Raw genomic sequence first — 22282 nt, forward strand, 5'->3', positions numbered from 1 at the left:
GAGCGGAGCTCGATAAAATCTGGGCGCAAATACGCCAAGGCGCATTTGATGTTAGTTCCAGTTCCTATTTTATTTTGAACGCGAATTCCATATTCCTTCGAAACCCGAGAATTGTGCGATTTTCTGATTTATTGTGCGAAAATCGAGATTATTGAGCGAATTTTCGATTTATCGTGCGAAAAATGAAAATATCGTGCGATTTTCGGGTTTATCGTGCGAACCCCATTTTCAGCCCTCAAGCCCGGCCTCTAAATTAGGGATATTAAAAATAAATGGAAAAATAAAAATATTGACAAATAAAAATTTTGACAATAACATTATGTTTAAGATTCGATCGTTAAATAAAGATAACAATAGGTTGGGATTTTTAAAGGGAACGGAGGTCCTTAAATTGAAATTGATCAGTGAAAAAGTATCTGTCAGTCCACGTTGTTCTTTTTGCGAATCAGAAGATGTAAGCAGGATGGCGTCCTTTGGCACAGCGCAGCTCGTATCCCAGTATTACTGCAACAATTGCCGTAGTGTCTTTGAGTTCATTAGATGGCAAAAGGCTGACTGAACATAATAATGCCAGCTTAACTAAAAGGGTGGAAAAAAGGATTACAGTACAAACAGAAACAAAAAAGGACAATGTAACGGTAGTAAAAGAAAAAGGGGTAGCGACGATCCATATTCATGTCAGTAAAACAAATGCGTACAGCTTGGAGTTCTATCAGGAATTAAACGCAGCGATTGATGAAATCCGTTTTGATAAGGAAATCAAAGTGGCCGTTCTGGTGAGCGATGTTCCAAAGTTCTTTTCAACAGGAGCGGACATTCATTTCTTGAAGTCAGCTGACCCGCATTTCAAAACCCAATTTTGTCTGCTATGTAACGAAACCTTGGACAAAATGGCGCGCTCCCCGCAAATTTTTATCGCATGTTTGGAAGGGCATACAGTAGGAGGCGGCTTAGAGCTGGCGATGGGATGCGATCTTCGCTTTATGGGTGATGAAGCAGGACAAATTGGCCTTCCGGAAGTCTCCTTGGGTGTTTTGGCAGGAACAGGGGGTTAGCCCGTCTTGTAGGGTTCTCCCGCGCGCTGGATATGAATATAACAGGGGAGACACTGACCCCGCAGGAAGCCTTAGAGATCGGTCTCGTCAACCGTGTTTATCCTCAAGCCGAGACCAGGGAAAAAACGATGGACTATGCCAGAAAAATCGTTGAAAGTGCCACCTATGCTGTATCCAATATTAAGCTATCCATTATGAATGGAAAGGAGATGCCGCTCAATGCAGCTATCCGTTATGAGGGAGAGCTTCCGTTCAGAGGATGCGATGGAAGGGTTGAGCGCCTTTATTGAAAAGTGTCCGGCTAATTGGAAAGGGAAATAGAGTGTGTTAAATCCCCCCGACAATACTGGAGCAATAGAGTTCCAGTATTGTTTTTTTAAAATAATTTAAAATGTTATAATAAGGAAGTGGAAAAATATGAAATAAGATGGTGAAAAGATGAAGCCTAGGGGACTAATGTTTACACTTTTCGGCGAATACATCCAACATTATGGAGGAGAAATTTGGATTGGCAGTATGATAAGGCTCATGTCACATTTCGGTCTTTCAGAATCATCCTGTAGAGGCGCAACTTTGCGAATGGTACAGCAGGGATTTTTTGAATCAAGGAAAATTGGAAATAAAAGCTATTATTCATTAACGAATAAAGGGAAAAGGAGTATGCTAGACGGTGTTTCAAGAGTCTACACCACACCGATTGACAATTGGGATGGGTTTTGGCGTATCTACACTTATTCTGTTCCCGAGGAAATGAGAGAAGTAAGGAATCAATTACGCAAAGAATTGATGTGGTTAGGGTTTGGACCGATCTCGAATAGTGTATGGGCAACTCCGAATCCTCTTGAAAAACAAGTCATGGAAATGGTCAATGACCATCATTTAAATGATTACGGAATCCTGTTTACTTCGAGTTCATTTGTCTCACACGATAATCAAGAGATTATTAATAAAGGGTGGGATATGAAAAAGATTGAAAGTAAACACTTAGAATTTATGGATAAGTATGGTGAAAAGTATGAGCAGCTTAAGGAAGGGGCTTGGCACAACTCATTAACAGATGAACAGTGTTTTATCATCCGGACTGAGGTTGTCCACGAATATCGAAAGTTCCTATTTTTTGACCCGAACTTTCCAGTAGATTTACTCCCAAAAGACTGGATCGGATTTAAAGCGAGAGAGTTGTTTTTTAATATTCATCAACTGATCGCCATTCCGGCAATCAGATATTTTGAGTCTAATTTTGAGCAGGCTCCGGATACAAATCCAGTTTTTGATCGCAATCGAGCAATTAATCCATTCATAAATAGTATTGAGTAGAAAGGAGGCAGAAATGAAGTTGAGTTTCGAAACCATTACATTTCATGCGACGGATAGAGTTGCTTACCTCACATTAAAACGGCCGCCTATAAATATTTTAAATATTCAAATGATGGTGGAGATCTCCAATGCCCTTTTAAGTATTCGGGAGGAAAAAGATTTGCATGCATTAGTCATCCGCGCGGAAGGTAAAGCATTCTCAGCAGGGGCTTCAGTGGAAGATCACATGGGAGACAAAGCTGAACCGATACTTCATGCTTTTCATAAGATGTTCCACCTTTTAATTGAAATCCCTTGTCCGACGATTGCAGTGGTGGAGGGGGCTGCGTTGGGTGGTGGATGTGAGCTGGCAACTTTCTGTGATATTGTGTATGCAACTGAAAAAGCGAAATTTAGACAGCCTGAAATTAATTTAGGGCTATTTCCACCAGTTTCTGTTGTGGCATTCCCCTGATCACCGGATTGAACCGGACGATGGAATTACTTTTAACCGGTGAAACGATCGATGTCCAAAAAGCATATGAATGGGGATTTGTGAATCGAGTAGTTCCCTCTCATGAATTAGAAGAGGCTCTTTCAGAACTTCTCCAAAAGTTTAAAAGCAAGAGCGCTTTGGCTCTTTCTTTAACGAGAAAGACAATCAGAGAAGCTCTGTCTGTTCATTTTGCCGAAGCGATTGGCAAAGTGGAACAAGTTTACTTTCGAGACTTGATTCCTTCTAAAGATGCCCAAGAAGGCCTGAGCTCTTTCATAGAAAAGAGAGAACCTGTCTGGACAAATGCATAGGAGGCAAAAATGTGTATATTCAACAAATAGAAAATCAGATCTATAGGATAGCAATACCTATTCCTTTTCCGATGAAGTATGTATACTGCTATCTTTTTAAGGATGAGGACGGTTGGGCTGTTGTTGATACGGGGTTCAATTATTCGGAAGCTATTAAAGTATGGGAGATGGTGTTTTCGAAGCTTTCTATCAAAACCACCTCTATCCATTCCATTTATTTAACTCATTATCACCCGGATCATTCGGGATTAGCAGGATGGATGCAGACACAGACAGGTGCCCATGTTTATATGAGTGAGACAGACTACCAATCGTTTCACCGGGCTTTTGGGGAGTCAAAATTGATGGCCGAGGGGTTTGCGAATGCTTGTGTGGAACATGGGATGCCTCGTGATCTCGCAGAGAAGGTGGAGCGGCAATTTGTAAGAATGGGAGATCATGTACTTCCTCTACCGGAATTTACCATCTTGGAAGATAATAGAGTGCGATTGAGCGGGGAAGATTGGGACGTTATTCCAACCCCTGGACATAGTGATGGCATGATTTGTTTTTACCAGCCTAAAAAACAGCTATTTTTGGCAGCAGATCATGTATTAGATAAAATCACACCTAATATTGGTTTATGGCCGTATAGCAGACAAAATCCTCTTGAGGATTATTTGCAGTCTTTGGAGAAAATAAGCTCATTAGAGGTAAAGATGGCGCTTCCTGCCCACGGAAAAGTAATAAACGACCTGTCAGCACGCATTAAGGAAATCACTCTACATCACGAGGAAAGATTAAATGATATGTTTCAACTCACAAAGGATGGAAAGACTGCCTATGAAACAGCGGTTGAAGTCTTTAAAGACAGAGAGTTAAATTCCCATCAATGGAGATTTGCACTTGCTGAAACCCTGGCGCATTTGGAATACCTTCATCAATGCGGAAGACTGATAAAATCAAAAGATAAAATGATACAATATCACGCCAATCAATTTGTAAACGCATAACTCTTGTTATGTGTTTTTTCTTTCGTTGTTGACCAAAACGTAACATTTTAACTTCATTCAGTAGAAGCCTCCTACTTCTGTAAGTGGTGAGATGAAAGCATATTGGTATTCCATTCAGTAGGGGTTCAAACCCCGGCTGAATAAAGTTAAAGCCTCCGGCGGATGCCACAGATTTTCAGAGGAAATTTATCGAGCGGAGCTCGATAAAATCTGGGCGCAAATACGCCAAGGCACATTTGATTCGCATTATGTTATATCTAGCAGCGGACGGCCGCACCTCCTCTTACGATGTTTCCTGCTGACAGGGTTCTTAGTGCTGGCGATATACAGGAGGTATAGTTCAAGTAAAGAACTTGAATGTCGTATTCTGAGCTTGCAGACGTACAAGGAAGTACAAATGCAAGCGGAGCAACAGGAAGTCGCTCTGCTGAAGCCTTGAGGCGCATCGAAGGCACTCAAAAGTTTGTATGAATATGAGCTTCCCCTCTTGTTCTTATAGATCTGAAGCGGAATGTATCAAATTGCCTATTTTTCAGAATAAACATCCTTTTTAGAAAATCTTCTTGACAGGTAAATAAGAGTGCATTATTATTACGTTAATAAGACGATAGTGAAATAAACATAACAGGGAGGTGGATGGAATGAAAAGCGCCGAGATGTTAAAAGAAAAAGTGCGCAATGGATTTATGGTTGAAGGTCTAGAGGATATGAATGATGAATATCTAAAGGCCTTGAAACAAACTCTGGTGATTGTGGGTGATACAGAATTATTGAGTGTCCCCCCATTGTTGACGGTGTACAATCAGGCTCCGACATTAAACAATAAAATAACTGCATTGGCTATTATGCAGGATGAAATTGGTCATGCGCATATTGCTTTTCGTCTTCTGAAAGATTTGGGAGAGGATACGGACGAACTTCTGTATAACAGAGAGGCAAATCGTTGGAAGAACCCTTATGCATTTGATTTTGAACTATCAAATTGGATCGAACTGGGCGTATTTAACGCATTGTTTGACAGGGCTGGATATACATTACTGGGTGATGCCGGAAAAAATACCTCATATGGGCCATGGAGACGCGCACTGGTCAAGGTGGACAAAGAAGAGCTGTTTCATCTCCGTAACGGTGAAATCATCATGAAAACAGCTATGAAAGATCCTGAACTCCAAGAAAAGGTTCAAAAGGCAGTAGACTGGATGTTTTTGATGGCTCTAGAATTCTTTGGAGTTGAAGATAGTTTAAAAAGCCGATCGCAGCAATTGGAGTATAAGTTAAAAGGAAAAACAAATGACGAACTTCGGCAGCAATGGCTTTCGACAGCCGTTCCATTTTGCGAATCTATTGGTGTAAAAGTACCTGCACATTATGATGAAAAGCAAGAAAAATATGTTATAGATGTGCCATTTCCTTGTAAGTTTGATGTGGAAAACAAAAGGTGGTTATTTGATCAGCCGGATACATGGGAGAATGTCATTAAAAGATTTAAAAGCCGAGGACCGCATAACCAACAATTTGTTGAGAGAATTCAGCGGGGAGCAAAGGAAATGGAGCAGTTGAGGAAAGAGGTGGTATAAATGGAGGCGGTTGCTGACAATATCCAAAAATATTGGGATGCTCTAAAAGAAGTGAATGATCCTGAATTTCCTATTAGTGTAGTGGATATGGGCTTGATCTACCATATTCAGATAAATGAAGGCGTTATCAATTTGACTATGACTTTTACTGCTGTTTCATGCGCCTGTATGGATTGGATAAAAGAAGACATCGAAACACGCCTTCTGAAAGAGCTGGAAGTCAAAGAAGTAAACATTGAAGTAGTGTGGAGTCCACCATGGACCGTGGATCGGATGAGCCCGGAAGGCCGTGAAAGGATGAAACGATGGGGGGTCAGTTCAAAGTGACTGAACTATCAAATGAAAAATTAACATTTGACATTTTTACCCGGATCAAACGAGGTGATGACTTAGTTCATATTGGTACCGTTGAAGCAGAGTCCCCAGAATTGGCAAAAATATATGCCGTTTTTATTTATGACGAAGAAGACTGGGCTGAAATGTGTGTGGTAGAAAGAGGACAGCTTCATTGGGCGAAAAAGACTAAAGGATTATTTGCCAAAAAAGGGGCGTAAGAAAAATGGCGGAAGATGTAAGAAATTCAGGATCCTTTATCGAGCTGTTGGAAACGATTGCGGATAATAAATTTGTTTTAGGTGACCGGTTGGTTGAAATTGGGGTAAGCGGGCCGAACCTTGAGGCAACATTAGCAGCAGTCGCGATGGCGCAAGGGGAGCTTGGGCATGCTCGGCTTTTATATAACTGGATATTCGAATTAAAAGGGTTAAAGTCAAAAAAAACAAATATAGAGAGGCAGACTGGTAAAGCATTTAAAGGTGTAGTAGAGACTCATAATTGGATCACCTTAATGGCATCACTTTATACAGTCGTTACAGCGGTGGATATTGTATTAAGTTCCATTTCGGAAAAAGGAAACGACAAAACGATATCTCGGATTCAAAAGCTGATGAAAGAACAAAAAGAACATATCGTTTATGCGCAACAGTGGGCTCGCCAGCTATTGAATGATCAAGGTGCCATCCCAGTTGCATTTAAAGAGTCATTGAATAACATGCTCCCCGAGGTGAAACAGTGGATGAAGGAAGTTGCAGAGACGACAGGGATTACTGATAGTGGTTATGTTGTTAACGACACTTCTTTGATCAGCAAGTTCCAAGAGGAATTAAACAAACTGAATTTAGATGATCGGGCTGTTGTATATTAAATTCAAAACTATTAATTGATAATTCTTAATGAACAGAAAAAACAGGGAGGAATCATAATGATGACAACTAAAACAGAAACAAAAAAGGACAATGTAACGGTAGTAAAAGAAAAAGGGATAGCGACGATCCATATTCATGTCAGTAAAACAAATGCATACAGCCTGGAGTTCTATCAGGAATTAAACGCAGCGATTGATGAAATCCGTTTTGATAAGGAGATCAAAGTGGCTGTTCTGGTGAGTGATGTTCCAAAGTTCTTTTCAACAGGAGCGGACATTCATTTCTTGAAGTCAGCTGACCCGCATTTCAAAACCCAATTTTGTCTGCTATGTAACGAAACCTTGGACAAAATGGCGCGCTCCCCGCAAATTTTTATCGCATGTTTGGAAGGGCATACAGTAGGAGGGGGCTTGGAGCTGGCGATGGGATGCGATCTTCGCTTTATGGGTGATGAAGCAGGACAAATCGGCCTTCCGGAAGTCTCCTTGGGTGTTTTGGCAGGAACAGGGGGAACGCAGCGTTTAGCCCGTCTTGTCGGGTTCTCCCGCGCGCTGGATATGAATATAACAGGGGAGACACTGACCCCGCAGGAAGCCTTAGAGATCGGGCTCGTCAACCGTGTTTATCCTCAAGCCGAGACAAGGGAAAAAACGATGGACTATGCCAGAAAAATCGTTAAAAGTGCCGCCTATGCTGTATCCAATATTAAGCTATCCATTATGAATGGAAAGGAGATGCCGCTCAATGCAGCTATCCGTTATGAAGGTGAGCTTCAAAATCTATTGTTCCGTTCAGAGGATGCGATGGAAGGGTTGAGCGCCTTTATTGAGAAACGTCCGGCTAATTGGAAAGGGAAATAATTGATAGGAATATGACTAAGAAAAGCGAAAGCGCCTTGGTCAGCACGGGCAAACAAGACGATTCCCGAGGAGGCAGTTCTTCAGCCACCACAGGGAATCGGCTTGATCTTTGCGGGGCTAGGTGCTGGCCCACATCCTGTCGCTTCGGTGGCACTAGCCTGTCCTGTCCGTCGGCAGGCTCGGAACGCGACGTCCTGTCACCTTGCTTGCACTAGTACGTCCTATACGTCGTAGCTGGGCAAAGAAAAAGCTTCCTTTGAATAAAATTTTCCATAACAATTTCTTTACTCAGAACAAATAAGAGCTGCCCAAAAGAAAGAAAAAGAAAATGGATTTCTTTTTAACTTCCTTTGAGCAGCTTCTTTTTCAACAAATAACATCTTGACCTACACATTATTCACTCAAACGTTAAAAAATAAAACGGTAAGGTGATGATGAGATGGATTTGCGTGGTATTGACATGCCGTATAATGCTTCCAACCAATTTATTGATGAAAATATCAAATCCGGCTTGGAAGATAAGACAGCTCTCTATTATGAAGGAGGGCAGGTTACATACGGGATGTTGCAAGATCGTGTCAACCAAGCTGCCAATATGTTCAATGAAATAGGTTTAGAAATGGAAGATCGGGTGGTGATTACTTGTTACGACTCTCCTGAATTTATTTATTCTTTTTTTGGGGGAATTCGAACAGGCGTTGTTCCTATCCCTGTAAATACGATGATGCAACCACATGATTACGAGTATTATTTAAACAATAGCCGGGCAAAATCCTTGATTATCCATGAGACACTCTGGAGACAAATATCCCATTTAAGAAAAAGATTTGTCTTTTTAAAACATGTCATCGTTATTTTGGAAGGTGCGGGAGAGCTCAGCGATGATACTTTAGATTTTCAACAATTATTGGATTCTCAAGACATTGATTTTCAATCACCATATACCGGTTATGACGATTCAGCTTTCTGGTTGTACAGTTCTGGTACAACAGGAGAACCGAAGGGTGTCATTCATCTGCAGCATGATATGGAAGTGTCGACGAATAACTATGCAAAAAAAGTGTTAAAAATGACTGAAAATGATCGCTGTCTTTCGGCATCTAAGCTTTTCTTTGCATATGGTTTAGGAGGAGGGATGTATTTTCCATTAGGAGCAAAGGGGTCGACTATTTTGGTCAAAGAGAGAACGACACCTGAAATAATGTTTCAAACAATTGAAAAGTATAAGCCAACAATTTTCTTCGGTGTACCGACATTATTTGGGGCAATGATTGAATATGCCGAACAGAGCAGGGAAAGCTTCGATCTTTCTTCAGTCAGAATTTGTGCGTCTGCAGGTGAATCTCTGCCCCCATTTTTTGCTAAAAGATGGAAAGAACTATTTGGTTTGAACATTTTGGATGGAATAGGATCGACAGAGGCTCTCCATATTTTTATTTCCAACCGAATGGATGATATCAAAGAAGGGAGCAGCGGCAAAATTGTTCCTGGCTATGAAGCAAAAATCGTCAATGAACAGGGGATTGAGCTGCCGCCAAATGAAATTGGCGATTTAGTTATCAGTGGCTGCAGTATTGCAAACGGGTATTGGAATATGCACGAAGAGAATAAACAAAAATTTGTTGGTAAATGGTTAAACACCGGGGATAAATATTACATGGATGAAGATGGATACTTTTGGTATTGCGGTCGTGCCGACGATATGCTAAAAGTCGGTGGCATCTGGGTATCACCGAATGAAATTGAAAATTGCCTGCTCAATCATGAAGCAGTACTGGAAGCAGCTGTTGTAGGGGATACGAATGAAAATAATCTGGTTATCCCGAAGGCTTATATTGTTTTGAAAAAAGATGTTGTACCATCCGATCAATTGGGAGAGGACATTCAGCAGTTTGTTAAAGGGAAGTTAGCCGGATATAAATATCCGCGGGTGATTCAGTTTATTGATGAACTGCCCAAAACGGCAACTGGGAAAATTCAGCGCTATAGATTAAGAGAGCTAGTCTCTTCCTAGCTATAATGTTTTTGGTTGGAAGAGTAGGAAAGTTCAGTTGGCTCGGTGTGATTACAGTTTTTTTATGTTAACCAAACTTATTGAAAACTTGCCTCAACTTGTTGAACTGCGTATTCATTTTGAAAGCCAGCGTAGAAAATTTTTGAATTTAAATAATGATCCAGTCCGTATAATGCTACGTTTCTTTTGAAATGAATGTTCAAGTTTTAACTTCATTCAGCAGAAGTCTCCCACTTCTGTAAGTGGTGAGATGAATGCATATTGGTATTCCATTCAGTGGGGGCAAACCCCGGCTGAATAAAGTTAAAGCCTCCGGTGGATGCCACAGATTTTCAGAGGAAATTTATCGAGCGAAGCTCGATAAAATCTGGGTGCAAATACGCCAAGGCACATTTGATTATCCAAGTAATCTCTATAGTTTGGATCACCGTGCCGCAGGTTCTTGCATTTGTACAGAAGGGGAGAAGAAGAATGAAGTTAAACGCCAACCGGCTTGAGTTGATAGAAGTCGCACAGGGGCTGAGACCAGCGGATAAATTTATTAAAAATGGTACCGTGATTAATGTATATTCTGGGGAGTTTTTACAACAGCATATAGCGATATATAAAGACTCCATTGCCTATGTTGGTGACAGCGAGGCTTCCGTTGGGGAAAAAACGAAAGTGATTCATGCTGATGGAATGTATATATCACCGGGATATATTGAAGCTCATGCTCATCCATGGGTTATGTACAATCCAGTCAGTGTGACAGGGAAAGTACTGCCACTTGGAACGACAACGACTGTAAATGACAACTTGTTCTTTTATTTACACATGGGAGCTACTGGCTTTAAAGAGATGATTAAAGATTTAATTCATTTGCCGGGTAATTTTTTTTGGCTTGTGCGACTTGTGTCTCAGGCGGAGTTTCCTGGCGAAAGAGAATGGTTCAATCTACGGGATGTCCGAGAACTTCTTGAATTGGATGAAGTTTTGGGAACAGCGGAGGTTACCCGCTGGCCGCTATTGTATAAGGGTGATCCTTTTTTACTTGACACGATGCAGGTTGTAAAGGAAAAAAAGAAGGTAGTGGACGGTCATACTTCTGGATGTTCTTATGATAAATTGAATTCGGTCGTAGCTTCGGGGGTTAGCGCCTGCCATGAATCTATTTCTGCAAAGGAAGCCCTTGACAGGCTGAGACTGGGAATGTGGACGACACTCCGAAATAGTTCACTCCGGCCGGATTTGCCTGAAATCATTAAGATACTTACAGAAAGCAATGTGAATATTCATCGGGTCATGATGACGACTGATGGACCACATCCAAGCTTTATTGAAGAAGAAGGGTTCGTGGATGGCCTTGTCCGTCAGGCTGTAAAACTTGGAATCCCACCCATTCACGCTATTCAAATGGTGACAATTAATCCGGCTGTTTATTTGCGTTTGGATGACTATATTGGGGGAATCGCTCCAGGAAAGCAGGCGGATATATTACTTCTTCCTGACTTGGTCAGCTTCCGTCCTGAGCAGGTTATTTCAAAAGGGAAAATAGTGGCTAAATCTGGGAAAATGACGGTGCCATTGCCTGAGATAGACTGGAATAAGTATGTGGTTAAAAAAACTTTTTCCATCACGAAAAGCACTTTGGAAGATGTTAATCTCTACCGATATCCACATATTGAACCAAAGGAACTCGTTCCTGTTGTTCGTTTTCGAAGCAATGTGATCACAGAGAGAAAAGATATGGAGCTGCCGTCTCTCAAAGGGTATGCAGATCTGTCAGATCATGAGGGGCTTCTGTATGCAGTATTAATTCATAAGGATAGTCAGTGGGTGTCAAAAGGAATATTAGAACGTTTTGCGGTTCATCTCGATGGAATGGCTTCCACATATAACACAACCACAGAACTGCTTGTTGTTGGCAGAAAACCAGAAGCAATGGCTAAGGCAGCTGTACGGGTTCGTGAATTGGGAGGAGGTATTGTTATCGTAGATGGGGATGAGAGTGTCCTTGAAATTCCTCTCCCGTTCACTGGAATGATGACTACGGGTGCTTCGTTCGATGTAGCAGTTAAGCAACATGAGCGATTGTTAACTTTCATGCAAGATCGAGGTTTCCCATTTCATGATATATTGTACACTTTATTATTCTTAACCTGCGATTTCTTGCCGGGGTTGCGCCTAGTTCCTTATGGATTATATGAAGTCAAAACGGATGAAATCCTTTTGCCTGCAACAGAACCAACATCTGTATATGTATAAGGTAAGCGGGTCCAATAATAACTGGGGAGGTACGAACATGAGAATGTATACCCTTGTCGATCAAGATACTTGTATTGCCTGCGGGGCTTGTGCGGATACTGCTCCTGATGTATTTGCTTATGATGAGGAAGGTTTGTCTTTTGTCATCTTAGATCATAATCAAGGCATAACTGAAGTTCCTGAAGAGTTTCAGGATGATGTTGAGGATGCATATGATGGTTGTCCAACCGAATCTATCCAGTTATCTGAAGAACCATTTAAGAAGCTTGCAAAAAGTGGATGAATATAAGTAGAGATACAAGTGTGTATCAATTGTCAGTTGATAGTTAAACAGTCAATTAATGTGATTTTTCTGTTTAACTTCATTCAGCAGAAGTCTCCCACTTCTGTAAGTGGTGAGATGAAAGCATATTGGTACTCCATTCAGTGTGGGTTTAAACCCTGGCTGAATAAAGTTAAAGCCTCCGGCGGATGCCACAGATTTTCAAAGGAAATTTATCGAGCGGAGCTCGATAAAATCCGGGCGCAAATACGCCAAGGCGCATTTGATAAATGAGGGAAGTTGGAATCGGAGAGATAATGAAGGTAATCATCCAGTCACTAGTGAAGTTGTGGCTGAAGTGGAAAAAGATCTTCTTAAGAAGATACGGAAGTGGGATATGAAGGGTTCGATAAGATATATCATGATAGGGGCGGAAGAAAGGCAGGATGTGAGGGTATTTAAACCTATACACACTTAGTTAGGGAACTTGAATATGTAAGAACCGGAGGAAGGTGTATGGAAATACAGGGATCTTATAGGTAGAGCAGTTCGATGGCTAATCCTTCCTCTTGATTTTTAGTGCTTTTTTGCTATAATATAAGCTGTATCCCGAAACGAACCTTTTTAAACTTCATTCAGCAGAAGTCTCCCACTTCAGTAAGTGGTGAGATGAATGCCTATTGGTATTCCAATCAGTGGGGATTCAAACCCCGCCTGAATAAAGTTAAAGCCTCCGGCGGATGCCACAGATTTTCAAAGGAAATTTATCGAGCGGAGCTCGATAAAATCTGGGCGCAAATACGCCAAGGCGCATTTGATTAGAAAAGGTCTTTCTCTTATCATGGGGACGTTTTGGATTCGACAGGGATAGGTCGAGCTCGAGTTGCGAGTCGAGGGGATCGTCCTCGTAAAAACGTCAAAGCCAATAATAACTGGCAAATCTAACGATAACCTCGCTTTAGCTGCCTAATAAGGCCTAATGCGGATCCTCCCTCCATCGCCCATGTGGTAGGGTAAGGGTCTCACTTTCAGTGGGCTACGCCGGACGTCCTCCGCCTGGGGACTATGGAAGAGACCAATCAGGCTAGCACTTCGGAAGCCTGTCGATAGGCCGAAGAAGATGCGAAGCGCTAATATATCGACTATATTCGTAGAAGCTTGAGTGGCGATATTCTTGGACGTGGGTTCGATTCCCACCGTCTCCACCAAATACATAATTTGGTGGTTTTTACTTTTTTAGGAGCATATCACCATATTTTTAACAATAAAGGCGGCCTTCCGTTTCTGGAGTAGCCGCTTTTTTTTATAGGAGAAATGGTGCTGGATTTAGGGTATTCTATTAATGGAGTAATATTTGATAACAGAAGAGGACTTTGGCAAGCGGGGGGATGAACATGCAAAAAATGATGATTAACAGAATAGTTTCTTTTCTCAAGATCGTTTTCCCGCTGGCTTTGCTCATTTTAGCAGGGTATGAAATTCAAAAATTTGCTAAAGGCTTAGATTATGGCTTACTTAGCCGGGAAATGGCTCAAATTCAATTTGTGGACATGGCTGTCACTCTGTTGGTCGTGGCCGCAGCTATCATTCCCATGTTTTTTTATGATGTGATCATGGTCAAACTGTTGAGAGTTGACACGCCGAAAAAAAAGCTTGTGAAACAGTCATTAATTGCGAATACTTTTTCTAACTTAATCGGATTTGGCGGCCTGATCGGGTTAATGATCAGAACCTATTTTTATCGGAACCATAAAATGGACAAGAAGACCCTGTTAACGACGATCGCTTCAGTATCGCTGTTTTACCTGACAGGAGTTTCAGTGCTTTCATGGATAATTCTTATGGGATATAGGGACATTCCGCTGCTTGTGAATACCAAGTGGCTTTATTTAGCGGTGATTGGGGTCGCTCTATATCTTCCGGTTTTGCTGTTTTTCGTTCATAGAAAACATAAGCATACGGAAATGGATATAAAAGTGCGTACTCAATTGGTTTTTGTTTCTCTTTGTGAGTGGGGAGCCATTTTCATTGTCATCTGGTTTTTGGCTAGAATGCTTCATATACATATTAGCTTTCATGATTTGTTTCCCATTTTTATTGTAGCCAGCTGTGCCGGCATCGTAAGTATGATTCCAGGAGGTCTAGGTTCCTTCGACCTTGTTTTTATATGGGGAACTGATTATTTGGGGATACAGGATGAGAAAGTGATGGTCCTTTTAATGATGTATCGGATTGGGTACTTTTTCATACCTTTTATTATTGCAGGTATCTTATTCCTCAAAAATTATTGGGACAGATGGAATGTGGCCTGGAATAATGTACCGAACAGTGTTGTTCAAACAATCAGTCATTTTATCCTGACTGTATTGGTCTTTGTTTCTGGCCTGATACTACTTCTGTCCGCTTCAGTTCCCGGAATTCTTGAGCGATTAAGAGCGGTTGAAGAGTTCTTGTCATTACCTATTATGAATGTGTCCCATCAGCTAACGGTGGCTGCCGGTTTTATTCTCCTTGGTCTGTCGCGAGGAATCGAATACAAAGTGAAGTGGGCATATAAAATTACTTTAGCGGTATTGTCCGGTGCGGCTGTACTTTCCTTGTTTAAGGGACTGGACTATGAAGAAGCAATTTTTCTCCTCGTGGTGGTATTGCTGTTAAGAATTTCAAAGGACCGTTTTTATCGGGAAAGCTATGTTTTAACATGGGGAAGAACTATTTTTGATATAGCTGTGATTCTCATCATCACGTCGATCTATATTTTAGTCGGTTACTTCAGTTTACCCACGGCAAAGGTGAGTTTGCCGACAAAGCTGATGCCTTACGTCATAACGGATTACCAGGATCTGTTTTTCAGCGCTGCTATCGGATTGATGATCGCTTTCGCTGTTTTTGCTGCAGGATATTTATTGGGCAGGTCTAGTAAAATGGTTATAGAAAAATCCGACTTTCAGGAAAAAGAAATTTTCGAGCATGTCAAAAAGTTCAAAGGCAATGTCTTGACCCATCTGATTTATTTACATGATAAATATATTTTTTGGAACAGCAAAAAAACTGTACTGTTCCCTTATCAACTTTATGCCGATAAACTCGTGATTCTCGGGGACCCGGTCGGGGAACGGACGGATTTTCCGAATGCGATAGAGGAACTTCAACGGGTTTCAGACCTTTACGGCTATACTCCTGTGTTTTATGAAGTGAGTATGGACATGCTGCCGTCCCTTCACGAAAATGGATTTGACTTTTTTAAACTGGGAGAAGAAGGATTTGTCGGTTTGCAGGAATTCTCTCTTTCGGGCAAAAAAATGAAGGGAGCCCGGGCCGTCTTCAACAAGGTGAAAAGAGAGGGCAGTAACTTTCAAATTATTAAGCCGCCTTTCAGCCGGGCGTTGTTTGATGATTTAAAAGAAACCTCAGATGAATGGCTTCAAGGCAGAAGGGAAAAAGGCTTTTCCTTAGGCTATTTTGATGAGAGCTATCTGAATAAATCCGATATCGCTATTTTAAAGGATTCTGGTGGACAAATCATCGGATTTGCAAGCTTGATGCCGGTCTATGATGGTGAAACGATATCTGTTGATTTGATGCGCTTTAAGGGCGGTGCATCTTCAGGAACAATGGATTTTATTTTCCTCTCACTAATTGAATGGGCAAAGGAGTCAGGATATAAAAAATTTAATCTGGGTATGGCCCCCCTTTCGAATGTGGGTCTTTCCAAGTATTCATTTTTGGGTGAAAAGATTGCTGCCCAGATTTACCTTCATGGGCAATTTTTCTATCATTTTCAAGGACTGAGAAAATTTAAAGAGAAATATGTAAATGAATGGGAACCGAAGTATTTGGCATATAGAAAAAGATCATCTTTGCCGATCACGATGCTGCAAGCGGCGCTGTTGATCGGGAAAAAGGTACAGCGTTCCGAAAGGTAGATGGCGATGATTAGGTCGCCATCTTTTTTCGATTCATTCGGTTGTTAGTGATCATTTGAAAAAATGGGGAAGGTTTTTTCTTAACTTGGGTCTTACAAAAACAATCTCATAACTAAATTCGTCTATAGCTGGGTTTCTTCATCCCTTCTCAAAAATGTCGATGATGAATGATCCAGGGTCCTCCAGATCAATCTCCATCAAATAATGGTGAATCCTGCTTATAGTCTCCCGCTTTTTGTAACGCAGAACGGTTAATAATTCTTCTTCTATATTTTCATGAATGGTCCACTCATCCAAATGGTGAACCAAACCCTTATCTTTTAAAAAGATTAAGTTTTGCTCCTCTTGTCCAGGTAAAACATCATATACAAAAATGGGAAGTTTTTTGATTAGACACTCGCTAATTGTCACTCCACCTGGTTTAGTAATGATCATATCCGTTACATCATACAATCGATTCATTTCTTCTTTAGATGAAATATAGGGAATCGGTTGTATAAGCGGATTGTTCAAGTTCTTGATATGGCGGAGCAGCTTGCCATTTTTTCCGCATAATACCTTGTAGAGAATCTGCCCTCTCGGCTTTAATCGGTTAAGTAGTTGGACAATCGATCCGGCTCCCATGTTTCCTCCACTGATCAAAGCTGAAAATATCGGATCTTTTTTCACTATTTGATTTTTCATACTGAATATGGGATGAACTGGGATGCCGGTTATAAAAATACGCTTTGTATTTACGCCCTGTCCCACTAGTTGGTCTTTCATTTTCATACTTGGTACGAAGTGATAGTCAATTTCTTCAATTCCCCATAGGTTGTTAATAAAATAATCGGTATAAACATTAATAATTATTCCTGTCCATAGCTGTAATTTTTTTAGGCGTGCAACCATGTAAGAGGGAAGAGCATGAGTGCAAATAATTACATCCGGTTTTTTTTCTTGTAGCAGATTTCTAAACATGTCAATAAACAAAACTTCATACGTTCGAAAGCGTTTATTCAGCTTCGGACGCTTCACTGCCGCAAGCCGATAAATTTTGCTATATACTTTTGGAAGTTTGTGAATCCATTGCAAATAAACGGAGGAGATCAAACTTTCAATGTTTCCGTAACCATAAGATAAAATATCAATTTTCTCGCAGTTGATATTAACTGCCATTTGTTTCAATTGGTTCTCTATACTATCAGCAACATGATGATGACCTGAAGGAATTTGCAGAAATGGCAAAAATAAAACGTTGTGCATGTAATTCCCCTCCTTATAAGGTTAGGTTGTGGAATATCAGTTAAATCATCCTTCCATCCTTGAAATTCCAATAATATTTGTGAACGTTTTTTCTGAAAATAAAATGCCCTTCATAAATATTATGTTAAGGAGAATTGGAATGAAAATCAGACAATTTTGCATTTCAGGATGGAACGTGGTAGATCCAATATATTTCCACCTTACACGACTACACCATATTAAAAATAAATGTGGCAAAAAGACCATTATGCGTGTGCGGCTAACCAGATATCAGGGGAGGAATGTTGTTTTATCTGACGGGACAGAGATCTGTAAGAATGACTTATTAGTAAAAGTTCATTTGCACAACGTCAAATTATTAAGTGAAATCATGCAGTATAAAAATGACTTAAGAAAAGCAAAAATCATTTATTCCAGCGTGAAGAGTTCACTCCCAGATGTTGTTGATTATATTCAATCGAGTAAACTCAATGATGAAATTAAAGGCTTGATAGGGATTACTACACTTTATAAAGGATGTAAAAGGCTTGGATTTGAACCTTATTCCATAAAAAACCCTGTCTATAAAAAATTTAAGCAAACAGCTCTCCTGCCGATTTATTTTCTGTCTTCAAACAACCAAGCGAATCATGAACTTCCTGAACCAATGTATTTATTCATGTCAAAGGACACGCTTTTTCAAAAGTATGGAAGTGTATAAATTCCTATGTGGTTCCAAATCAGCAATCCCACGAAGGCAGATCAATCTTGTCAAAATATTACTTGATTATGTCAATAAGTAATACACAAACTATAGGTGCTCAAGGAGCAAACAGCAAATGAAGGGTGAGGTAAAAAAATGAAGAATAACATTCAGGTATTACCAATTGTAGCATCGATAGGAATTGGAGCTGCTGCTTATAGCATGATGACCGGACGTGGCGGACAATTACAAAATATGATGCCACAGCTATCTAACATAAGCAATCAAGGAGCACAGCAGCAAAAGCAATCCAATACTTCTCAATAACCTCTAAAAAGACGTCATCACCAATTTTTGGGTATGACGTCTTTTCTCGCAATCAACACGGATGTACTGCCAACAAAGCTTAGGAATATATCCTGTGACTTTTGCTTATAGCTACTCACCTTAAAACAACAAGAGTATAATGATTGGCAAATTAACTTCATTCAGCAGAAGTCTCCCACTTCTATAAGTGGTGAGATGAATGCATATTAATATTCCATTCAGTGTGGGTTCAAACCCCGGCTGAATAAAGTTAAAGCCTCCGGCGGATGCCACAGATTTTCAGAGGGAATTTATCGAGCGGAGCTCGATAAAATCTGGGCGCAAATACGCCAAGGCGCATTTGATGGGTTGTATCTACAGCAAGCTTTAAAGAAGTTAACCGAAATAATTTGTTTGTTGCCATTTCAGGATATCAGCCATGATGGTCATGATTTTATAAGATGATGCAATTCAAGCAGGTATAGCGGTAAGGATATCGATCTGTTATGTGTTCCTTGTCAGGTGCTAACAGCCGGTTAGTCCTTACCAAAATTGTGAGGTATATCATAAAACATCTTTAAAATAGGCACGAACGGGAAAACAACAGCTTGCTTTATGCTCAAGCATGGACTTGAAGCAGTAGCCTGATATACTTGTGCCTGTTTATAATATTGTGCGGTCAATTGACATTCTATCCATATATTACAGGTTAAAATCCCTCCCCCTTCCATTTATAATTGACAGGAGAAGGGGGAAAACAAAGTGACTGTTACTATGTTAATATCCATAGCTTTAAGTCTTTTCATATATATAGGCAATAAGAATACCCGATCCGTTGTCATTAATCACATTGATATAGATTGTAAACAAGGTTCAAACAAGAAGAAAAGCAAGCCTATTAGAGTATTGCATATTTCTGATTTACACCTTGAAAATATTTCAATATCGCCGGAACAGTTATATGAGAATGTCAAAATGCAATCGATTGATTTAATCGCTTTAACCGGTGATTTTATGGACAGAAAGAAAAGCATACCCAAACTTCTGCCATATTTGCAGATTTTAAATAAATTAACACCTGTTTATGGGATTTATGCTGTATTTGGCAACCATGATTATGTTTTGCGGAAAGATGACCTAAATCAATTAAAAAGCCTGTTGGTTAATAATGGAGTAAGAATCTTGCAAAATGAAAACGATAGGATTGATATAGAAGGAGTTCCATTAAATATTATCGGTGTTGATGATTTCAGTACTAAGAGAAGTAATTTAATGGAATCCTACAATGGCTTGGATGAAGGATTTAATCTGGTAATTACGCATGATCCAAATGTTGTTTTATCAATGCAAAACTACCATTTTGATTATTTGCTGTCTGGTCATTTTCATGGCGGTCAAATTCACTGGCCAAAGCCATACCATCTCGTGAAAATGGGTAAATTGGTTAAAATGAATATGGTGAAAGGTTTGCACAGTTATAAAGAAAAACGATTTTATATAAGCGAGGGGCTTGGACAGACTGGTGTAAATATCAGGATAGGTAGCCGCCCGGAAATAACCATACACAATGTACATTTATCTCAGTCGGTAGACAGTATAAAAGCTGGATAATAGTATCTGGCTTTTTAATCAATTTTCCAATTTTTAAAGTCCTGCAATTTTTACATTATATATTCGATCCTCGTTCTGATTTGATTGGATATATTTTTGATGAAAAAGTAGGCATGCAAATTTAGCTTCTTTCGCATCATGGAACAAGGAGCTGAATTCAGTAAGTAATTCTCATTCAATCAATAGGGGAAGTAGTGTGGATATGGGCTGAATTTGGAGGGCAGCAGGAATCTATTAGTTATGCTTTATTTTAATCAGGATAGACCTTGTGATGAGAAGACCAAGATGAGACCTTAATACAACAAAACATTTATCTGCTCCTTGTCATCCACCGTTGCCAGTAATATTTCTGATATGTCCACATGGTAAACTGATTTGATTTTATCTCTGAGCCACAGTTCATCTTTATGTATTTTCTTCATTTCATTGATATCAATTTTTCCTTCTTTGATGATCGTTCTAGGCAGGGAAAATTTGTTCCCTTTAATTTTTAAGTCCTTTTTTGTTATTGTTTGATAGTTCTGTTTTAGAAAAAATGAAATCGTGCCGTCAGGTTCCCATAGAGTAAGAGCAACTTTGTGAATATCGTCAATTTTGTCTTTTCTTGATTCAGATAACAAAAAATCGAGGGAAATCCTGGCTTTTCCTAAATTTTTATAAAGGATTTGACCATCTTCTATCAGTGGAAAAGGAGGAGGATCCATAATTCTTCGAAGTTTATTTGATTTTAAACTGATAAAAATACTCGCTGCATATAAAACAACAAGTACACTAGTAGTAGTCATTGAACCCTTCATGCTTAATTTCTCATCGGATAGAGGATGAGCGATAATATTTCCAACAACTAACGCAATGACAAAATCCAGTAATCTCAGCTGGGATATTGACCTCTGACCCATTGCTTTAGCAATGATGAGCATAAAAAAATATCCGAGTACAGCTCTTAAAACCCATTGTATTATTGTTAAAGACTCCCGACTGTTAAAAAACTCCATCCATACTCGCTCCTCATATTCTAAAAAGCATATTTAAATTAAAATGGGTGTAGGCTTACTCTATAAGAAAGCTGGGGAAGGCTAAAGTATTTTTATCAGGCTTCGTCAACGCTTGGACAACGATTTGTGACTCCGTTACTAATACGGTCTTTATTCATCCAGAACCTTCCTCCAGAAATAGTAAATTTCTCCTTGAACTACATTAAGAAACTTAACTTTTGAAAGATAGTGTTGCTGTTACAGGCAAATGATCAGAGGCTTTTGGTATTTTTGATACTATTTCGGCATTGACTACCTTAAAATCACGACTGGCGAAAATATAATCCAATCTTGATCTTGGCCGAAGGGAGGGGTAAGTGCAACCTGCTCCTTTTCCCTTCTTATACCATACATCTTGAAACTCTTCGCTTAATTTTCTCCAAGCTGAAGAACCTTGCTTCATATTCAAATCCCCCATTAATATAATTGGATTGGAATTTTTCATATGATGGTGAGTTAGAATAAAATCCGTTTGCTTCTTGTGAAAATATGGATTAAGACTGAGGTGCGTGACATTTATTTGAATGGGGCGTTTGTTTATCTGAATAGTTGCATCCAGCAATGATCTTCCTTCGATGATCCCGGACATTGAATTAATTTTATGTGAGTTTCTTGTAATAATTGGAAGTCGGGATAAAAGAGCATTCCCATATTGTCGTATATTCGTAAATGATTTGGATTGTTTCGTAATAGACGGGCTAAATGCATAATCCATCTTTAATTGATCTGCAAGCCAACTGGCTTGGTCCTCATAAAGACTGCGCTTGGAAAAATGCCTGTCAACCTCGTTGAGGCCGATGATATCAGCATTACATAAATCGATAACTTCGGCGATTCTGGATAGATTAGCTTGTTTATCCATTCCCTTGCCATGGTGAATGTTAAAAGTCATAACCCTGATCTTCAAATAAATTCTCCTCAACTAATATCCTTTTTACAAATCATTCTTCTCTTAATTATCGTTTCAAATACATTTAACTTCATTCAGCAGAAGTCTCCCACTTCTGTAAGTGGTGAGATGAAAGCCTCCGGCGGATGCCACAGATTTTCAAAGGAAACAATCGGGCGACGTTTCTCGTCGCCACCGTCTAGAATGAAAACTGATTCTAACCTTATGAGAGTTTATCCCTTTATTATTCTGATAATAATGAATGTAACAACAA

The 22282-nt window shown here is 39.9% G+C and carries 24 protein-coding genes, 1 other RNA gene and 1 pseudogene; 23 read left to right on the forward strand and 3 right to left on the reverse strand.

Annotated elements, in window-relative coordinates; genetic code table 11:
* Positions 1 to 463 precede the first annotated feature (463 nt).
* The 19 genes and pseudogenes from D5F11_RS28305 (at position 464) to mprF (ending at position 16241) form a co-directional block, all read left to right on the forward strand.
* A complete protein-coding gene (locus D5F11_RS28305) occupies positions 464 to 559 on the forward strand; it encodes a hypothetical protein (protein WP_425470922.1) in 96 nt (31 codons plus the stop codon).
* Positions 560 to 599: 40 nt separating this feature from the next.
* Positions 600 to 1376: pseudogene (locus D5F11_RS24915) on the forward strand (enoyl-CoA hydratase/isomerase family protein).
* A gap of 117 nt (positions 1377 to 1493) precedes the next feature.
* Positions 1494 to 2372, forward strand: coding sequence for a PaaX family transcriptional regulator (locus tag D5F11_RS24920; protein ID WP_120119585.1), 879 nt, complete (start codon positions 1494 to 1496; stop codon positions 2370 to 2372).
* Between the two features lie 19 nt (positions 2373 to 2391).
* Positions 2392 to 2826 carry an enoyl-CoA hydratase/isomerase family protein gene (locus tag D5F11_RS27880; RefSeq protein WP_281277113.1) on the forward strand — a complete coding sequence of 145 codons (435 nt, stop codon included), beginning with the start codon at positions 2392 to 2394 and terminating at the stop codon, positions 2824 to 2826.
* Between the two features lie 20 nt (positions 2827 to 2846).
* On the forward strand, positions 2847 to 3158 hold the full coding sequence (locus D5F11_RS27885) for an enoyl-CoA hydratase/isomerase family protein (protein WP_281277114.1): 312 nt from the start codon (positions 2847 to 2849) through the stop codon (positions 3156 to 3158).
* Positions 3159 to 3169: 11 nt separating this feature from the next.
* On the forward strand, positions 3170 to 4150 hold the full coding sequence (locus tag D5F11_RS24930) for an MBL fold metallo-hydrolase (RefSeq protein ID WP_244861983.1): 981 nt from the start codon (positions 3170 to 3172) through the stop codon (positions 4148 to 4150).
* Between the two features lie 641 nt (positions 4151 to 4791).
* Positions 4792 to 5727, forward strand: a complete 936-nt coding sequence (locus D5F11_RS24935; protein ID WP_120119584.1) for a Phenylacetic acid catabolic protein — start codon at positions 4792 to 4794, stop codon at positions 5725 to 5727.
* Positions 5728 to 6054 (forward strand): metal-sulfur cluster assembly factor, encoded by a 327-nt coding sequence (locus D5F11_RS24940; protein WP_120119583.1) that lies wholly within the window; start codon positions 5728 to 5730, stop codon positions 6052 to 6054.
* Complete coding sequence (locus D5F11_RS24945; protein WP_120119582.1) at positions 6033 to 6281, forward strand: hypothetical protein; 249 nt, start codon at positions 6033 to 6035, stop codon at positions 6279 to 6281. Before D5F11_RS24940 ends, D5F11_RS24945 begins: the two co-directional genes overlap by 22 nt.
* A 5-nt stretch (positions 6282 to 6286) precedes the next feature.
* Positions 6287 to 6931: a Phenylacetic acid catabolic protein gene (locus D5F11_RS24950; RefSeq protein ID WP_120119581.1), complete on the forward strand. Its 645-nt coding sequence runs from the start codon at positions 6287 to 6289 to the stop codon at positions 6929 to 6931.
* A gap of 57 nt (positions 6932 to 6988) precedes the next feature.
* The gene (locus D5F11_RS24955; protein WP_425470921.1) at positions 6989 to 7792 is read left to right on the forward strand and encodes an enoyl-CoA hydratase/isomerase family protein; all 804 of its coding nucleotides are present in this window, start codon (positions 6989 to 6991) and stop codon (positions 7790 to 7792) included.
* 439 nt (positions 7793 to 8231) lie between these two features.
* Positions 8232 to 9806: a benzoate-CoA ligase family protein gene (locus tag D5F11_RS24960; protein WP_120119503.1), complete on the forward strand. Its 1575-nt coding sequence runs from the start codon at positions 8232 to 8234 to the stop codon at positions 9804 to 9806.
* Between the two features lie 254 nt (positions 9807 to 10060).
* Entirely contained in the window at positions 10061 to 10303 is a 243-nt protein-coding gene (locus D5F11_RS24965) for a hypothetical protein (protein ID WP_120119502.1), read from the forward strand.
* A complete protein-coding gene (locus D5F11_RS24970) occupies positions 10278 to 12053 on the forward strand; it encodes an adenine deaminase C-terminal domain-containing protein (protein WP_120119501.1) in 1776 nt (591 codons plus the stop codon). Before D5F11_RS24965 ends, D5F11_RS24970 begins: the two co-directional genes overlap by 26 nt.
* A gap of 37 nt (positions 12054 to 12090) precedes the next feature.
* The gene (locus D5F11_RS24975) at positions 12091 to 12336 is read left to right on the forward strand and encodes a ferredoxin (protein WP_120119500.1); all 246 of its coding nucleotides are present in this window, start codon (positions 12091 to 12093) and stop codon (positions 12334 to 12336) included.
* 117 nt (positions 12337 to 12453) lie between these two features.
* Positions 12454 to 12609: a hypothetical protein gene (locus D5F11_RS27090; protein WP_185830906.1), complete on the forward strand. Its 156-nt coding sequence runs from the start codon at positions 12454 to 12456 to the stop codon at positions 12607 to 12609.
* A gap of 375 nt (positions 12610 to 12984) precedes the next feature.
* Complete coding sequence (locus D5F11_RS27095; RefSeq protein ID WP_185830907.1) at positions 12985 to 13137, forward strand: hypothetical protein; 153 nt, start codon at positions 12985 to 12987, stop codon at positions 13135 to 13137.
* A 21-nt stretch (positions 13138 to 13158) separates the two neighbouring features.
* Positions 13159 to 13523, forward strand: a transfer-messenger RNA (tmRNA) gene (ssrA, locus tag D5F11_RS24980).
* A gap of 186 nt (positions 13524 to 13709) precedes the next feature.
* Positions 13710 to 16241 (forward strand): bifunctional lysylphosphatidylglycerol flippase/synthetase MprF, encoded by a 2532-nt coding sequence (mprF, locus tag D5F11_RS24985; protein ID WP_245998322.1) that lies wholly within the window; start codon positions 13710 to 13712, stop codon positions 16239 to 16241.
* A gap of 138 nt (positions 16242 to 16379) precedes the next feature.
* Here mprF and D5F11_RS24990 read toward each other — a convergent pair whose 3' ends face one another.
* On the reverse strand, positions 16380 to 17486 hold the full coding sequence (locus D5F11_RS24990; RefSeq protein WP_120119497.1) for an MGDG synthase family glycosyltransferase: 1107 nt from the start codon (positions 17484 to 17486) through the stop codon (positions 16380 to 16382).
* A gap of 139 nt (positions 17487 to 17625) precedes the next feature.
* Between D5F11_RS24990 and D5F11_RS24995 the strand changes: the two genes are divergently transcribed.
* The 3 genes from D5F11_RS24995 to D5F11_RS25000 all read left to right on the forward strand — a co-directional run bounded on the left by D5F11_RS24995 (position 17626) and on the right by D5F11_RS25000 (position 20085).
* Positions 17626 to 18186: a YkoP family protein gene (locus tag D5F11_RS24995; RefSeq protein WP_185830908.1), complete on the forward strand. Its 561-nt coding sequence runs from the start codon at positions 17626 to 17628 to the stop codon at positions 18184 to 18186.
* A gap of 138 nt (positions 18187 to 18324) precedes the next feature.
* Entirely contained in the window at positions 18325 to 18495 is a 171-nt protein-coding gene (locus D5F11_RS27100) for a hypothetical protein (RefSeq protein WP_185830909.1), read from the forward strand.
* A gap of 753 nt (positions 18496 to 19248) precedes the next feature.
* Entirely contained in the window at positions 19249 to 20085 is an 837-nt protein-coding gene (locus D5F11_RS25000; RefSeq protein ID WP_120119505.1) for a metallophosphoesterase, read from the forward strand.
* A 293-nt stretch (positions 20086 to 20378) separates the two neighbouring features.
* Here D5F11_RS25000 and D5F11_RS25005 read toward each other — a convergent pair whose 3' ends face one another.
* Both D5F11_RS25005 and D5F11_RS25010 read right to left on the reverse strand, forming a co-directional pair.
* Entirely contained in the window at positions 20379 to 21080 is a 702-nt protein-coding gene (locus tag D5F11_RS25005) for a DUF421 domain-containing protein (RefSeq protein ID WP_120119496.1), read from the reverse strand.
* A 211-nt stretch (positions 21081 to 21291) separates the two neighbouring features.
* The gene (locus D5F11_RS25010) at positions 21292 to 21981 is read right to left on the reverse strand and encodes an endonuclease/exonuclease/phosphatase family protein (protein WP_245998324.1); all 690 of its coding nucleotides are present in this window, start codon (positions 21979 to 21981) and stop codon (positions 21292 to 21294) included.
* Between D5F11_RS25010 and D5F11_RS25015 the strand changes: the two genes are divergently transcribed.
* The coding region (locus D5F11_RS25015) for a hypothetical protein (RefSeq protein ID WP_143253792.1) at positions 21970 to 22282 on the forward strand (313 nt) is incomplete at its 3' end. The genes D5F11_RS25010 and D5F11_RS25015 overlap by 12 nt on opposite strands.

It is taken from the genome of Siminovitchia terrae, from assembly GCF_003605405.2.
GTDB classification, from domain to species: Bacteria; Bacillota; Bacilli; order Bacillales; family Bacillaceae_C; genus Siminovitchia; species Siminovitchia terrae.

Excerpts from the sequence above, each read along its gene's own strand:
- D5F11_RS27885 (WP_281277114.1), top strand. The coding sequence starts at position 2,847 with ATGGAATTACTTTTAACCGGTGAAACGATCGATGTCCAAAAAGCATAT.
- D5F11_RS24920 (WP_120119585.1), top strand. The coding sequence starts at position 1,494 with ATGAAGCCTAGGGGACTAATGTTTACACTTTTCGGCGAATACATCCAA.
- D5F11_RS24950 (WP_120119581.1), top strand. The coding sequence starts at position 6,287 with ATGGCGGAAGATGTAAGAAATTCAGGATCCTTTATCGAGCTGTTGGAA.
- mprF (WP_245998322.1), top strand. The coding sequence starts at position 13,710 with ATGCAAAAAATGATGATTAACAGAATAGTTTCTTTTCTCAAGATCGTT.
- D5F11_RS24965 (WP_120119502.1), top strand. The coding sequence starts at position 10,061 with ATGCATATTGGTATTCCATTCAGTGGGGGCAAACCCCGGCTGAATAAA.
- D5F11_RS24935 (WP_120119584.1), top strand. The coding sequence starts at position 4,792 with ATGAAAAGCGCCGAGATGTTAAAAGAAAAAGTGCGCAATGGATTTATG.
- D5F11_RS25010 (WP_245998324.1), bottom strand. The coding sequence starts at position 21,981 with ATGGATAAACAAGCTAATCTATCCAGAATCGCCGAAGTTATCGATTTA.
- D5F11_RS24990 (WP_120119497.1), bottom strand. The coding sequence starts at position 17,486 with ATGCACAACGTTTTATTTTTGCCATTTCTGCAAATTCCTTCAGGTCAT.
- D5F11_RS24945 (WP_120119582.1), top strand. The coding sequence starts at position 6,033 with ATGGGGGGTCAGTTCAAAGTGACTGAACTATCAAATGAAAAATTAACA.
- D5F11_RS25005 (WP_120119496.1), bottom strand. The coding sequence starts at position 21,080 with ATGGAGTTTTTTAACAGTCGGGAGTCTTTAACAATAATACAATGGGTT.
- D5F11_RS27100 (WP_185830909.1), top strand. The coding sequence starts at position 18,325 with ATGAAGAATAACATTCAGGTATTACCAATTGTAGCATCGATAGGAATT.
- D5F11_RS24940 (WP_120119583.1), top strand. The coding sequence starts at position 5,728 with ATGGAGGCGGTTGCTGACAATATCCAAAAATATTGGGATGCTCTAAAA.
- D5F11_RS24955 (WP_425470921.1), top strand. The coding sequence starts at position 6,989 with ATGATGACAACTAAAACAGAAACAAAAAAGGACAATGTAACGGTAGTA.
- D5F11_RS27095 (WP_185830907.1), top strand. The coding sequence starts at position 12,985 with ATGAATGCCTATTGGTATTCCAATCAGTGGGGATTCAAACCCCGCCTG.
- D5F11_RS25000 (WP_120119505.1), top strand. The coding sequence starts at position 19,249 with ATGTTAATATCCATAGCTTTAAGTCTTTTCATATATATAGGCAATAAG.
- D5F11_RS24995 (WP_185830908.1), top strand. The coding sequence starts at position 17,626 with ATGAAAATCAGACAATTTTGCATTTCAGGATGGAACGTGGTAGATCCA.
- D5F11_RS28305 (WP_425470922.1), top strand. The coding sequence starts at position 464 with ATGGCGTCCTTTGGCACAGCGCAGCTCGTATCCCAGTATTACTGCAAC.
- D5F11_RS27090 (WP_185830906.1), top strand. The coding sequence starts at position 12,454 with ATGAAAGCATATTGGTACTCCATTCAGTGTGGGTTTAAACCCTGGCTG.
- D5F11_RS24960 (WP_120119503.1), top strand. The coding sequence starts at position 8,232 with ATGGATTTGCGTGGTATTGACATGCCGTATAATGCTTCCAACCAATTT.
- D5F11_RS24975 (WP_120119500.1), top strand. The coding sequence starts at position 12,091 with ATGAGAATGTATACCCTTGTCGATCAAGATACTTGTATTGCCTGCGGG.
- D5F11_RS24970 (WP_120119501.1), top strand. The coding sequence starts at position 10,278 with ATGAAGTTAAACGCCAACCGGCTTGAGTTGATAGAAGTCGCACAGGGG.